Origin of the sequence: Streptomyces cathayae, assembly GCF_029760955.1 — a bacterium.
Lineage (GTDB): Bacteria > Actinomycetota > Actinomycetes > Streptomycetales > Streptomycetaceae > Streptomyces > Streptomyces cathayae.
On record NZ_CP121682.1, the window covers coordinates 74,530 to 88,865 of the forward strand.

At 68.9% G+C, this 14,336-nt stretch carries 10 protein-coding genes and 2 pseudogenes; 8 read left to right on the forward strand and 4 right to left on the reverse strand.

From position 1 onward, the window contains the following. Both PYS65_RS00385 and PYS65_RS00390 read right to left on the reverse strand, forming a co-directional pair. Entirely contained in the window at positions 1–294 is a 294-nt protein-coding gene (locus PYS65_RS00385) for a hypothetical protein (RefSeq protein WP_279331646.1), read from the reverse strand. 340 nt (positions 295–634) lie between these two features. Further along, positions 635–973, reverse strand: coding sequence for a MerR family transcriptional regulator (locus tag PYS65_RS00390; protein WP_279331647.1), 339 nt, complete (start codon positions 971–973; stop codon positions 635–637). Between the two features lie 1,321 nt (positions 974–2,294). On the opposite strand from PYS65_RS00390, the pseudogene PYS65_RS34865 reads away from it, so the two are divergent. Further along, positions 2,295–2,369: pseudogene (locus tag PYS65_RS34865) on the forward strand (hypothetical protein); the annotation flags it as partial. Between the two features lie 419 nt (positions 2,370–2,788). Here PYS65_RS34865 and PYS65_RS00400 read toward each other — a convergent pair. Continuing rightward, positions 2,789–3,592 (reverse strand): IS5 family transposase, encoded by an 804-nt coding sequence (locus PYS65_RS00400; RefSeq protein WP_279331648.1) that lies wholly within the window; start codon positions 3,590–3,592, stop codon positions 2,789–2,791. Between the two features lie 69 nt (positions 3,593–3,661). Here PYS65_RS00400 and PYS65_RS00405 point away from each other — a divergent pair, with 69 nt between their 5' ends. Together PYS65_RS00405 and PYS65_RS00410 are read left to right on the forward strand one after the other, a co-directional pair. After that, positions 3,662–5,029, forward strand: coding sequence for a hypothetical protein (locus tag PYS65_RS00405; protein ID WP_341483645.1), 1,368 nt, complete (start codon positions 3,662–3,664; stop codon positions 5,027–5,029). A 103-nt stretch (positions 5,030–5,132) separates the two neighbouring features. Beyond that, positions 5,133–5,315, forward strand: a pseudogene (locus tag PYS65_RS00410) (NAD-dependent protein deacetylase 1); the annotation flags it as partial. 29 nt (positions 5,316–5,344) lie between these two features. Here the strand turns inward: PYS65_RS00410 and PYS65_RS00415 are convergent. After that, entirely contained in the window at positions 5,345–5,671 is a 327-nt protein-coding gene (locus PYS65_RS00415; RefSeq protein WP_279338164.1) for a hypothetical protein, read from the reverse strand. A gap of 1,198 nt (positions 5,672–6,869) precedes the next feature. Here PYS65_RS00415 and PYS65_RS00420 point away from each other — a divergent pair. The 5 genes from PYS65_RS00420 to PYS65_RS00440 all read left to right on the forward strand — a co-directional run bounded on the left by PYS65_RS00420 (position 6,870) and on the right by PYS65_RS00440 (position 14,045). Continuing rightward, the gene (locus PYS65_RS00420; RefSeq protein WP_279331649.1) at positions 6,870–8,003 is read left to right on the forward strand and encodes a tetratricopeptide repeat protein; all 1,134 of its coding nucleotides are present in this window, start codon (positions 6,870–6,872) and stop codon (positions 8,001–8,003) included. Continuing rightward, entirely contained in the window at positions 8,000–9,109 is a 1,110-nt protein-coding gene (locus tag PYS65_RS00425) for a polyprenyl synthetase family protein (protein WP_279331650.1), read from the forward strand. Before PYS65_RS00420 ends, PYS65_RS00425 begins: the two co-directional genes overlap by 4 nt. A 313-nt stretch (positions 9,110–9,422) precedes the next feature. Next, on the forward strand, positions 9,423–10,301 hold the full coding sequence (locus tag PYS65_RS00430) for a YceI family protein (protein ID WP_279331651.1): 879 nt from the start codon (positions 9,423–9,425) through the stop codon (positions 10,299–10,301). A gap of 938 nt (positions 10,302–11,239) precedes the next feature. Beyond that, the gene (gene cycA / locus PYS65_RS00435) at positions 11,240–12,724 is read left to right on the forward strand and encodes a D-serine/D-alanine/glycine transporter (protein ID WP_279331652.1); all 1,485 of its coding nucleotides are present in this window, start codon (positions 11,240–11,242) and stop codon (positions 12,722–12,724) included. Between the two features lie 331 nt (positions 12,725–13,055). Next, positions 13,056–14,045, forward strand: coding sequence for an aldo/keto reductase (locus tag PYS65_RS00440; RefSeq protein WP_279331653.1), 990 nt, complete (start codon positions 13,056–13,058; stop codon positions 14,043–14,045). Positions 14,046–14,336: the final 291 nt, after the last annotated feature.

The following is a 14,336-nucleotide window of genomic DNA, read 5'->3' on the forward strand; positions in this document are numbered from 1 at the left end:
CTAGACATCTCTCTTAACGGCACGGGAGCCCTGTCCGTTGCCTACGGTCCCGCCGTCACCCGTCCGGGGGCCACCCTGAAAACCCTCATTGAAATCCTGGCCCTGCGGCATCAGGTCACGATGCCGGACGAAGATGCCGCCCTCGACGTGGCGGGGGTGCACGCCGTTGCTGGAGCTGTGCGGTCCGACGGTGGCGATGGGGGCGCCGTTGTCGCAGGTGGCTCCGCGGAAGACCTCGACGGTCCTCCGGCTGTCGTTGCGGATGTTCAGGCTGCGGGAGCCCAGGCCGCTCACGACGGTGATGCAGTCGCCCGGGGCGGCCGAGTAGGAACGCTCGTTGATGTGGATCCGGCCTCCGAAGCCCCGGTCTCCGAAGCCTCGGCCTTCGTTGCCCCTGCCGGAGTCGCCGCCCAGGGGGGCCGAGGCTCATCCCACCAGCCTCCGTCCGGCGTGTCGACGCGCAGCGGCAGGCCCGCCGTGACCGCACTCGCCCGGAGGTCCGTGATGAAGTCCTCTACGGCCAGGCCGTGGTGGCGGCGCAGGTCGACCCGGCCGGGGCCGGCGCCCGGACAGTCGACGGCCCCTTCCGGGCGGCAGCCGCGAAGCTCCTGGGGGGTTGCGGGTCTCCGCCGTTTCAGGCCGCGGTCGTCGGGTTGGCCGATTCGGCGGTGCGGCGGTATTCGGCGTTGAGGCGCTGGGCTTCTTCGAGCTGGTCCTCGAGGATGACGATGCGGCAGGCGGCCTCGATGGAGGTGCCGTGGTCGACGAGTTCCCGGGCGCGGGCGGCGATGCGCAGCTGGTAGCGGGAGTAGCGGCGGTGGCCGCCCTCGGAGCGCAGCGGGGTGATCAGGCGGGCGTCGCCGAGGGCGCGGAGGAAGCCCGGGGTGGTGCCGAGCATCTCGGCGGCCCGGCCCATGGTGTAGGCGGGGTAGTCGTCGTCATCGAGACGGCCGAAGGAGTCGTCTGCGGTCACTTGCACCTCTCTGTGGAACGCGTGGAGGGGCCCTGGTGCCATTGGCACCAGGGCCCCGAAGGAACTGCTACACCATCTGCCGGCCCTGATCCTGCGCCGGCCTCCTGTTTCCGCAGACCCGACCGAGAAGCTGACGGGAGTGCGGGGATCGCGGTTGCTTGACCGGAGACCACCTCACTATCGATGTCCTGCGGTACCCGGGCTCAAGACTTCGACCCGGGCGATCCTGATGGCGCCTGGCTCCTCCGTTCTTCCCTCTGGGATCAATCACTTACCTACTGCTGGTCCTGCTGGTCCTGCGAACTGCTGGTGGCCTGTGACAGCGCCACTCTTCGGCAGCCAGCCCCGTCGCCGGTCCTGCGTCTGCTCTGGCTTGGAACCCCACTGCCGAACCTCCCGGTGCGCGCGTCCGCAGCCGACGCCTTCACCGAGGTACTGCTCACTGACTTCACTGCGGGGTCCTGCGCACTGCACTTACGGGTACTGCGCACGGCGGCCCCTGATCACTGCGGGCCACCCGGTCCGGTCGTCAGTCCCGTCGCCGTCCTGCAACCGCTCTGGCTTCGAAACTCCACCACCGCACCGTCCTGCATCCTGCAACTGCGGGTACTGCTGCCCGGCAGTTCGTCTCTGCCGGGCCCTGTTGATCTCGACTACAAGAGAAACCATAACCACACCACCACCCAATGTCTACTCCGACCGCCATAGATTTCCGCGCGTTCACCGGTGAGGTAATCGACCTCGAACAGCGACGGGGCAGGCGCACGCCCGTCACCGCCCGGTTGACGGGCCAGGCCGGGGCACCAGCACCACGTAGACAGGACCCACGAGCCGGCAGGGGAGCAAAACCGCCCCCGGGGGCAACGAGCGTCACGAAACGGTGACTGCTCCCCCATACCGGCACAGCCGTCTCATCGAACCGCTGACCTCAGCACACCTGTTACCGCCCAGGGGGACGACGTGAGCAGCCCATACACCGCACCACAGCCACCGCGCCCCGGTGAACGCGTAAACGCTATGTGCTTCCCGCTCTTGGCCTGGCCTTCCTGATCGGCCTGGGAGCAGGGTCCGGCTCCGACTCCCAAGCCGATGACGCCAGACCGGCCTCCGCCACGCCGCAGCCGACGGCCACCGTCACCGCCACGATGACCGCCACCGCGGAGGCTGACCCTGCGCCCACGGCCACCGAAACCGTCACCGCTCAGCCCCCTCGGGTAGCGGCGGTGGTGGCAGCGACGACAACAGCGCGGAAAGCGGCAGCGGCGCCGGGAGCGTCTACTACGCCAACTGTGCGGCAGCCCGTGCCGCGGGAGCCGCACCCGTCCACCGCGGCGAGCCCGGCTACGGCCGTCGTCTCGACCGCGACGGCACCGACTGCTGTGACCCAGCGCGGTAGATGGCGGATCATGCCCTCTTCGGCGCAGGTCACGGGCGTGCAGAGCAAACCGGTTGGCGGACCTTGAGGGTGATAGTCGGCGGATCACGGCACGGCCAGCGCCCGGCCAGCCAGTGCCGCTGGTCAGCACACCAACTGAAGGCACGGGCCGTCCGCGAGGTCGACCACGGAGAGCCGGACAAGCCCCGCACCGGGCACACATGAACCCGGACGCGCTAGTTGGAACCAGTAGGGCTCGGTGAGCTGATGGGTTCTGACCTGTGGGACATGCATGTTGGCACCAAGTGGTCATGCCTCTTGCAACCAACCGCGAGTGGGCTCACTCCGGTACTGGTTCGGGAGGCGGGCCTGGGATAGAGACAGAAGGCCGAGGCTCAGATTTTCCTGAAACGCTCTGAGAGACTCCTTAAGACCGTGTCCTATGTGGTGAGTCGGATGAGTCGCTTGTAGCAGCACAGGGCGGCGGCGAGGCCGAGGAAGGCCAGGTAGTTGCGGGGATGGCGTTCGTAGCGGTGGTTGAGTCGGCGGTATCCGGTCAGCCAGGACATGGTCCGTTCGATGACCCATCGGCGGCGCCCCAGCCGTTCGCTGGACTCGATGCCCTTGCGGGCGATGCGCACGCCGATGTGCTTGCCCCACAGCCATCGCCGCAGGTGGGGGACATCGTATGCCTTGTCGGCATGCAGGCGTTGGGGCTTGACGTACCGGCCGCGGTGGGGGTCGTGTCTCGTTTGGTGACCCTCGACCATCGGCTTCAGCGCGAGGCTGTCGTGGGTGTTCGCTGCGGAGAGGCAGCCCGTTCGCGCCCGACAGGACGTGCATCTTGGAATCTGGCTTGCCCCGGTCCACGGGGCTCGGGCCGGTGAGTTCGCCCCTTTTTTGGCCCTCACGTGGGCGGAGTCGAGCACGGCCCGGGACAGGTCGAGCAGGCCGGCGTCGTCCAGGCGGTGCAGGATCTCTTCGTGCAGCCGGCCCCACACACCGGCCCGCGACCAGATCTGGAACCGGCGGTGGGCGGTCGACTTCGAGATGCCGAAGCACGGGGGCAGCGCCCGCCAGGCACAGCCAGACACCAGCACGTAGATGATCGCGGCGAACAGCGTCTCATCAGGCGTGTCCGGTGTCCCGCCGCCCTGCGGACGTACCTTCGACGGCGGGATCAGCGGCTTCGCGATCTCCCACAGTCCGTCCGGAACAATCCAACTCCACGTATCCCGCCCCATGATGAGCCCAACGACCGACTCACCACGTAGGACACGGCCTTAAGGACGGGCACTGACAAAAGCCGGAAAATGGAACAATTCTGCGAATTCGATGGGAGTGCCCAGGCGTCGGGCGGCCCCGCCCGTGCGGGATCAGGCGGCGACGCGGTGCTGGGCGAGCTTGTCCAGCGTGAGCGGCCACTCCCTCAAGGCTCCGCCCTGTTTTACGCCGACCGCTCGTCGAACGCTGCGCCAAATGGCCTCTCCTGCGGCTCACTTCGGTTGCCCGATGGGGCAGTGCAACCTTGTGAGCTGGTTGTGAGTCTTCTGATCGATCACTTTCGTGATCGGACCCACGAGGAGACCATCATCAGCGCCATACGCAAGACCCTCACCGCTACCGCCGTCGTCGGTGCCGTACTCGCGGGCTCCGCTGCCTGCGGAACGGCGGAGCAGCTTTCCGCCGGCCAGAAGCTCGACCATGCCTTCGAGCAGCTCGGCAAGAAGAAGACGCTCTCTTTCCAGCTCGACCTGGACACCGACGTCACGTCTCTGAAGGCGCTGGACGCCAAGTCCGACCCCGCCCCCGGCGAGGAGATCCCGGATGAGGCCGCCGAGTTGATGAGCGACGCGACGATCACGGTTACCGTGCAGTCGAAGAAGCCGCTCGACGAGTCCGGCGAGAAGGACCTCGTCGGCATGGCCATGAAGATCAGCAATCCGGAGGGCGATCTCGCTGAGTACCGGATGATCGACGACTACATCTACGTCCGTGCCGACGTCGACACCATCGGCAAGATGATGGGCAGCCCGCTACCGGCCGCTGAAGACCTGCCTCCGCAGGCTCAGTCCTTCAAGAGCGTCCTCGAGGGCAAGTGGGTGAAGTTCAGCGCCAAGAAGATGGAGGAGGTCGTCGCCGAGGGCCAGGAGGACCAGGGCGGTCCCGCGCCCGCCCCGTCCCTCGACGCCAAGACGCAGAAGAAGCTCGTGGGAGCCCTCCGGACGGTCGTCGCCCGTGAGGTGAGCTTCAAGACGGCCGACAGCGAGAACGGCACCGAACACATCACCGCCACGGCTCCCTTCCGCACGCTGATCACCGAACTGCTCGACGAGATCCGCCCGCTGACGAAGGACCTGCCGCCGGGCATGGAGCTGCCGACGGACAAGGACCTCAAGGACGCGCCCGACACCAAGGTGACGGCGGACTTCACACTGAAGAACGACGAGTTGACTGAGGTGAATGTGGACCTTGCCGCGTTGGCCGAGGACGCCAAGGTCAAGAAGTTCGGCCTGATTGTGCGGATGAGCGACGGCACCAAGCCCACCGCTCCGGCCGGTGCCACCGAGCTGGACCTGCAGGAACTCATGGAGGGCTTCTTCGCCGGCCCGGCGATGGACGACTCCGAGTGGGACGAAAGCGACTACGCCGACCCGGACTTCCCGGAGGACGAGTTCTGATCGCACCGAGCGCTGACGGGGCCGGACGCCGCAATCGCATGGTGAGTGACCGCACAGGTGCTTTCTGCCCGCCCGTGGCTCCCGGGTTCCGTACCCGGGCGGCATGCGTGTGCGCCCCACTGTGAGCAGGCTCCCTGCCGAGGACTTGTCACCTGGCACCACGGATCTGGAGCCGGTCGCCGAGGGGCTGAGCACCAGCGGGGTGCTGGTGCTCAGCGGGGCGGGCATCTCTACGGGGTCGGACATCCCCGACTATCGGGGCGAGGGCGGGAGCCTGAACCGGTACTGTGGGTGCCGAATAATCATTCGGCCTGGTCAAGCAGTATGTCGGTACTCGCGGAGGGCTCCGCCGAGCAGGCTGCGGGAGCCCAGGCCGCTCACGACGGTGATGCAGTCGCCCGGGGCGGCCGAGTAGGAACGCTCGTTGATGTGGATCCGGCCTCCGAAGCCCCGGCCCTCGTCAGCTCGGCCTTCGTTGCCCCGGCCCTCGTTGCCCTGGCCGGAGTCGCCGCCCATGGGGGCTGAGGCAGGGGCGGCCTGGGTCGGCCCGTAGGCGGACGCCGAGGCATAGGTGATACCGGTGACGACCAGGCCGGCGGCAATCGCAACGGCCACGGTGACGATGGTGGGACGGGTATTCATCACGCGCTTCCCCTGTCTCGGGGATCGGCCGGCCGGCCGACTCGTGATGAACGTACGGACCGGTTCTCATATCTGCCATATCGGGAGGTAAGGGGGAGTCAGTGGATTGACTCAGATCAGGTCACAGGGAGCGCTTGGATGCCGCGTCATGATGTGTTGACGGGTGATCAGGCAACTTTTTCCGCAGTGGACTTGACGCCTCGATACGCCGCTTGGGGGACTTTGCCGGTGCCTGCTCACCTCTGGCCGCAGCGTGTCGTTCATTGGCACATCGGGTCAAACCGGCACCCCCGTTGTGCTGGGTGGCGGGTGGGGCGCTCGAGTACGCGGGCGGACCCTTGATGTGACGTGTTGCCGCCCGGAGGGTGACGTTCCTGCAGAACGTCTCGATGAAGGCGAAGACCTGACGTTGGCCTCAGGCGGGCATCACTGTGCACCTGAGGCCGGCCGGCGGGTCCGTGCGAGCGTCCTGGAGACGTGTCCGCCGCCCGTAGCGGGCTCTGTTCATGGTGATGTGGGCGGCTCGTCCGGCGGACCGGAACCTGGGTCATCGGGCCGGAGGCCAGGTGTCATCGACCTCGCCTCCTGGGCGAGGTGGCCCGGCCGACACGGCGAATGCGACCCCGGCCGACGACGACCAGGCTGTACGGCTGCGCGAGGCCCACGAACACCACCTGCAAAGCACGGTCGCCTTTCGTCGGGATTCACGAGGCCAGTGATCACCGGCTGCCTCCGGAACCTACCGGCCATCGCTGTGCCTGGAGACGAACGAAGCCACCCGGCCACGCCGCCACCCGAGGCCAGCCCCCGAGCACCGCACCGAAATGCACCACCCGCTCCGCCGTCCAAGATCAGGTCACCGGCATCGCCGGACGGTCCACCACGGCCTGGCCCCCGGTCCGAAGCACAAGCCCACCACACCCCGGCGCGCCACCACCCCCACCGCGGGCCGCCCGGCCGGCAAGCAGCGGGCGCGTAGGGTCGCGCGCCGACTCGTCACTGGGGCCGTGCAACTGCCGCCGCTCTGCGGCCGCCGGCGGCCGCAGAGCCGCCGTACACCTCACCGACGACTCTCGCGTGTTGCTCGTAGCACTTGAGGATGACCCGGCACCCATAAGGAGACTGATTTCGCGGCTCATGCGGAACCTCCTCATGCCGTCGCCGTCTTGATCACCAAGGCGACCGGAGGAGAGTTTTGATGGCCAGTCAGGTAAGTGGGACGCAGCAGGTGAAGGCTTCCGCGCCGGAGTACCAAGGGGCGCTCGGGTCGCTGTCGGTGAACGCCTCCCTGCCCGAGGTGCTCGCCCGGGGCGTCGAGGAGCTGCGGGCGGCGGAGCAGGCCGGCGACCGGCGGGAGATGGCCCGCTGCGGGCTGGCCGTGGCGGAGGCGTACCGGAGACTGGGGCGGATCGAGGAGGCCGACCGGGCGTGGAAGGCGAGCTACCGGGCAGCGCGTTCGGCCGGCCACGAGGGCGCCATGGCGTGGGCCCTGTGGAGCGGGGGCACGCTGGCCCGGCAGCGGGGGGCGTTCGCTCTGGCGTACCGGTTGCTGCGGCTGGCGGCCGAGACGGGCAAGCGGGGCGGTGACGTCGTCGTACGGGGCTATTCGCTGGCGGGGCTCGCCGAAACGGGGCGCATACAGGGGGACTACGAGGCTGTGGGGAGGCTGCACGAGCAGTTGCTGGCCGAGGCCCGCCGTCGCGGTGAGGCACGGCACACGGTGTGGGCGCTGGAGGGCATCGCGCAGATGCATCGCAACACCGGTTCCTATGACAAGGCGCTGGCGCTGTTCGAGGAGGCGGCCGAGACGGCGTTGCGTGCGGAAGACCGGCGCGGGTGGGCATGGGCGCTGCGGGGCATCGCTGATGTGGTGTCCGTGTGCGACGGAGAAGTGGAGCGTGCCCTGTCGCTGCTGTCGCAGGCGGAGGAGGCCTGCCGGGAGATGCAGTTGTCGAGCGCCCTCGCCTACAACCACAAGATGCGGGGCAACGTGCTGTACCGGGCTGGTCGTTACGCCGAGGCCCGGGAGCTGTACGCGCGGGCGCTGGAGGAGTTCCGTGAGATCGAGGAGCCGCGGGGGACGGCACTGTCGCGACTGGGGCTGGTCAAGGCACGCGCCCGGCTGGGCCGGGACACTGCGCGCAGTGCCGCCGAGCTGGCGGAGCTGCGCTCGGTGCTCGACCGCATCGGGCTGCGGCACGCCCGGGAGATGGTGGAGAAGGCGGCGGCTGAACTGGGCCTGGGGCCGCTGCCGGACGAAGGCCGGAGGCCGGTGCTGCCGGCGGGCGGGGCGGAGGCGTTGCAGGCGGCCGACGTGGAGGGGCTGCGATGAGTTCCTCCTTGTCGTCGGTGTACTCCCCCTCCGGCTCGGTGGACGCTGCCGCGCCGGGAGTGTCGCACGGTCACGGCGCTGCGGCGGACGGTGTCCTGAAGCGTTGTCGTGAGCTGGTGCGGCCGGCGCTGGTGGAGGCGGTGGGGCGGCTGCATCCCTGGACCGGTGAGATGGCGGCGTACGCGCTGGGCTGGAGCGATGCGGTCGGGACGCCGGATCCGGGCGGCTCCGAGGGCAAGGGTGTGCGGCAGGCGCTCGCCGTGCTGGGGGCCGAGGCGGTGGGAGCGGACGGCGGCGCGGCTGTCGCGGGAGCGGTGGCTGTGGAGCTGGTGCACACGTTCTCCCTGCTGCACGACGACATCATGGACGGTGACCACCTGCGGCGGCAGCGCCCGGCGGTGTGGAAGGCATATGGGACGGGTCCGGCCGTCCTGGCCGGTGACGCGCTACTGGCTCTCGCCGTGCAGTACCTGACCGAGACACCAGGGCCCTGGACGGGGGAAGCGGTCCGGCGGTTGGGGGAGACGCTCAACGCGCTCGTGCACGGGCAGGCGGAGGACCTGCGATTCGAGCGGCGTCCGTGGAGCGGGACCGGTGCGGTGGATCCTGGACAGTACCGGTCGATGGCGGAGGGCAAGACCGGGGCCTTGCTGGGGTGTGCGATCGCGCTCGGTGCGGTGCTGGGTGGTGCGCCTGCCGGGAGCGTGGCGGTGCTGGAGCAGGCTGGGCGGCATCTGGGCGTGGCCTTCCAGGCGGTGGACGACCTGCTGGGCATCTGGGGTGAGCCGGCGGTGACGGGCAAGCCCGTCCACGGCGACCTGCGGCTGCGCAAGAAGACCTACCCGATACTCGCGGCGCTGGCCGGGGACGGACCGGCCGCGCGGGAACTGGCGGTACTGCTGGAGGCGCCCGGGTTGCTGGACGGCGCGGCTGCGGCGCATGCCGCCATGCTGGTGGAGGAGGCGGGCGGGCGGGCCGCGGCCCGCGAGGAGGCGCGCCGGCATCTGGACGCCGCGCGCCACGGTCTGCGCGGGGTGTCCCTCACGCGGGGCGCGGTCGAGGATCTGGACGCGTTGTTCGTCTGCCTGCTCGACCGCAGTTGGTGAAGCGTGCGCCACTCGAAAAGCCGTCGCCACAGGTTCGGACTGCCTCACCGCCATCCGTCTCCTCCTCGACGACCAGCGTCAGCAGGCCTGAAAACACCATGGCTAAAAGGAAGTTGACGTTGTCCATGCCTCATGGACACAGACAGAGGCGTGGCGTCACCATCGACTACGGAACGGAGCCGCTCGCTTGACGGATCCATGCAGACAGGTCGAAAAGGATCAGGGTAGCTGCCTATTGCATCCAAAGCCTCGGGGGTGATCGAATGTGCGTCCGGCGATCGGTGTTCTTGACGTTACGCAGAGGGTGTCGCACATGATGGGCCGCTGGTTGGCAAGCCGAACGAAACCGCATCAGACGGGCCCTCTGGCAGCTGTGCGGACTCCCTCGAATGCCGGGGTGCTGAACTGCCGGGTCCTCAGCCCGGCCGGTGAGCCGGTGCCGAACGCCCGATGCGCGGTCAGCGACACCGCGGGACGCACCCTGGTCGAGGGCGGGACGGATCCCTTCGGATCGTTCGTGGCCACGGTTCCGGCGGGAGAGTACCGGCTCACGGTGTCTGCCGAGGGATACCTGCCGTACCGGGTGCCGTGCACGGCCACCGAGAATTCCCTCGCCTCGCTCGGCGATGTGACCCTGCAGGCGGCGCAGCCGCTGGAGTTGCCGGCGCCGGGCGACTGGGAGATCGATCTGGCGCACTCCTCGATCTCCTGCACCGCGCGGCACATCGGGGTGGCCCGGGTACACGGCCGGTTCAACTCCTTCGCGGGGGTGGTGCGGATCACCGACGACGCGGCGCAGACGGCGATGCACGTGGTGATCGACGCGGGGTCCATCGACACCAACGTGAGGATGCGCGACGACCATCTGCGGTCGGCGGACTTCCTGGACGTGGCGCAGTTTCCGACCATCGAGTTCTACAGTGACCGGTTCGTGCCCCGGGGCGGCAACCGGTGGGACGTCATCGGTGAACTGTGGCTGCGCGGGGTGGCGCGTACCGTCACGCTGGACATGGAATACCTCGGGCTCGGCGACGGCATGCAGGGCGAGGCCCGGGCGGTCTGCCGGGCCACTGCCGCACTGCACCGCGACGACTTCCAGGTGAGCTGGCAGACGATGCTGGCGCGGGGTATCGCCGCCGTCGGCCCCACCATCCGGGTCGACATCGACGTGCAGGTCGTACCGCAGAGCTGACCGGCGGACCTGCCACCTCGCCCGCGCCCGCGCTGCAGGCGAACCGCCCCGGGTCTCGCACCGTTCCGTGCCCCGTCTCGGTCGGGCGGTCCGTGGGCGAGGTCTGGAGCGAGGCGACGGCCGTCTTGGGGCTCACCGCCCGACGAGGTCAGCGGGCGCACGGCTGAGGTCTTCGCGACCGGAGGCCAAACGCCCTGGGCGACAACGCCCCCGCACAGAGCCACGACGGCAGACGGTTCATCCACGTCCGCGACCGTCGACGGGGGCGGCCCCGGTCACCGACGTACGAGGCCGATCCGCTTTCCGGGACGGCCCGCACTCTCGGGAAGGCGCACACGGCCCTGAAAACGACCCTGAGACACCGCCCTGCCCGGTAGTGGACGATCATTGTTCTCGCAGGTCTTGACCAGCTGCCGGTGCGGGCCTGGCCTCACATCGCCGCTCATCCCGCTGCGGGAGAGCACCGGGTCAGCCGGACCCGGGCGCCGGAGGAGCAGCACCTCCCCGGAAACGCTCAGGCGTCCCTACCGCTCGGACAGGCACCTCTGAAAAACAAGTGCTCCTGCGCCTCGCCCATGGTGCAAGCCGCGAACTTCCGCGGCTAGGCTCTCAGACCCCATGACAGAGGGGAAGCTCCGCTCGGCAACGCGGACTTCTGCTCGTGCCCGACTCCTGAGGACCTCTGATGGCTTTCTCGTTACCCCGCCGCCGGCCGCCCGTCGTCCGCCGGCATCCCGACTGAACTCCGGCTTTCCCACCGCGGCCCTGCTGGGCCCACACCCCCTGAAGGCGTGTTCGGCGTGCCCGGCATTCTCGTCGGCCGCCCCGCCACTCATGCCGGTTCTTTGTGCTCACTCGCTCCCCCCATACGTGTGCGGCCGCCTCCCAGGACACGCCTGTCACGGCCCGCACGCACCAAAGATCCACGAGGTTCGCACATGCACGACAGCAGCAAAGCCGCCCCGACCGCCGCCCCGGCGCCCGGGGCGGAGCCCGGACAACCCCTATCCCCCGCAGGCGATCAGCACCTCTCCCGGCAGTTGTCCAACCGGCACATCCAGCTGATCGCGATCGGCGGCGCCATCGGTACCGGCCTGTTCATGGGCTCAGGCAAGACGATCTCACTGGCCGGCCCCTCCGTGATCTTCGTTTACATGATCATCGGCGCGATGCTGTTCTTCGTGATGCGGGCGATGGGAGAGCTGCTGCTCTCCGACCTGCGCTACAAGTCCTTCGCCGACTTCGCCTCGGACCTCCTCGGACCGTGGGCCGGCTTCTTCACGGGCTGGACCTACTGGTTCTGCTGGATCGTCACCGGTGTCGCCGACGTCATCGCGATCGCCGGGTACGTGTCCTACTGGTGGGGAGGGCTCGCGCTGTGGATCCCGGCACTCGCGGCGGTCGTCCTGCTGATCGTCCTGAACCTGCCCACGGTGAAGGCGTTCGGTGAGACCGAGTTCTGGTTCGCACTGATCAAGATCATCGCCATCGTGACACTGATCGTCGTCGGATTCGGCATGGTACTGGGCGGCTTCCAGGCACCCGGGGGCACCACCGCGAGCTTCTCCAACCTCTGGAACGACGGCGGCTTCTTCCCCACCGGCCCCATGGGGTTCGTCGCGGGATTCCAGATCGCCACCTTCGCCTTCGTCGGCATCGAACTGGTCGGCACCACTGCGGCGGAGACCAAGAACCCGGAACGGAACCTGCCCAAGGCGATCAACTCGATCCCGGTCCGCGTGATGCTGTTCTACGTGGTGGCCCTGATCGCGATCATCTCCGTCACGCCCTGGCGTCAGATCAGCGCGGACCGCAGCCCCTTCGTCGTGATGTTCACGCTGGCCGGCCTCGGCATCGCCGCCTCCGCGATCAACTTCGTGGTGCTGACCTCTGCCGCCTCGTCCGCGAACTCGGGCATCTACTCCACCTCACGGATGGTCTACGGCCTGGCCCAGGAGGGCGACGCGCCGGCCCGGTTCGGCCGGCTCACCCCCAGGAAGGTGCCGGTCAACGCCCTGCTCCTGTCCGGTCTCTTCCTGCTCCCCGGTGTCGTCATGGTCACCATGGGCGACTCGATCATCGAGGCCTTCACGCTGGTGACCACCATCTCGGCCCTGCTGTTCATGTTCGTCTGGTCGATCATCCTGATCTGCTACCTCGTGTACCGCAGGCGCCGTCCTCACCTGCACGAGGCCTCGACGTTCAAGATGCCCGGCGGCGTCGTCATGTGCTACGTCGTACTCGCCTTCTTCGCGTTCCTCGTCTGGGCACTGACCCAGAAGGAGGACACCCTGCAGGCACTGCTGGTGACCCCGGTGTGGTTCGTCATCCTCGGCATCGCCTGGGCAGTGCTCCGCCACCGCCGCCGTCAGGCCGGGCAGCCGGCGTCCCCGGCAGGCTCCCCGGAACAGCCCCTGCACTGAGACGACCTCACCGCATGAGGGGCCCGCAGGCCCGCCACCCGAGGCGGAGCCGATCCGTCTCATCCGCCCGAACTGCCCGGCCTCTGGCTGCGTGGGGTGACGGGTTGTACCGGCCGGGGAGGGGCGCGGTCGTCGTGTGGTCGCGGGACGGCGCCGCCGCCCTCCCGGAACCTCGGTTCCGGGAGGGCGGCGGCGTGTCCGGAGCCGGTGGTGCCCGTGTCGCCCAATATCTCTCACGGGATGCCGGACGGTGGAATCCGTCGCTCAATGGATGAAGGGCTTCGCGCCGTCCGACGATGAACGAGTGTGCGGGGAAAGGCTGGGACACGGGATGCAGAAGCGCAGTCTGCGGGACCTTCGGGTATCGGCCATCGGCTTGGGGTGTATGGGCATGTCCGCCTTCTACGGATCCACCGACCGGGAGGAGGCGATCTCGACCATCCGGCGCGCCCTCGACCTCGGCGTGAACTTTCTCGACACCGCGCAGATGTACGGGCCGCTCACCAATGAGTCACTCGTCGGTGAGGCGATCCGGGGACATCGCGACGAGTACGTGATCGCGACGAAGTTCAACTACCGGATGGACAACGCCGTACCCGGAGACATCAACACGGTCGGCCCCCAGGACGGTTCGGCCGAGCACGTCCGCAGTTCGGTCCACGGCTCCCTGCAACGGCTGGGAACCGACCACATCGACCTGTACTACCAGCACCGGGTCGACCCGAACGTGCCCATCGAGGAGACGGCCGGCGCGCTGGGCGAGCTGGTCGCCGAGGGCAAGGTGCGGTACATCGGCCTGAGCGAGGCGAGCGGGGAGACCATCCGGCGCGCCCACGCCGTGCACCCGATCACCGCGGTGCAGAGCGAGTACTCGCTGTGGTCACGGGACGTGGAGGCCGAGGTGCTGCCCGCCTGCCGGGAGCTGGGCATCGGCTTCGTGCCGTATTCGCCGCTCGGCCGCGGTTTCCTCGCCGGGCGGTTCACCTCGCCGGACGAGCTGGACGCGAACGACTGGCGCCGCGAGAACCCGCGCTTCCAGGACACCAACCTGGAGGCGAACCTGCGGCTGGCGGCGAAGGTGAAGGAGATCGCCGCCGAGAAGGACGTGACCCCGGCCCAGCTGGCCATCGCCTGGGTGCTGGCCCGGGGCGAGGGCCTGGTGCCGATCCCGGGCACCAAGCGCCGCACCTACCTGGAGCAGAACGCCGCCGCGGTCGGCATCGCGCTGACCGAGGACGATCTGGCCCGCATCGACGCGGAACTGCCCGAAGCGGCGGGTGAACGGTACGACGAGGCAGGGATGCGATCCATCGATCGCTAGCCGGGGCACGGCAGCATCTGCCAGGTTCTGCGTCTGGCGGCGGCGCGGCTCGTTCGCGCGGATCCGACTGATCCTCGCACACCGACGCGGACCGTCTCCTACGAGACGGTCACATCGCGCTCGGACATCTGCTCCTCGACTTCCCGGAGCGACAGCGGGAACCGGCCGCGACGGCTGTCACCCGTTCGGTCCCGTCCGCGCGCGGGTGCCGTCCCGGGACCGTCCGTGCGCTCCCCGGCCGGCCTCCGGCTCCACCGCCGCCGGCGACACCACGCCGTACACCTGTGCGCC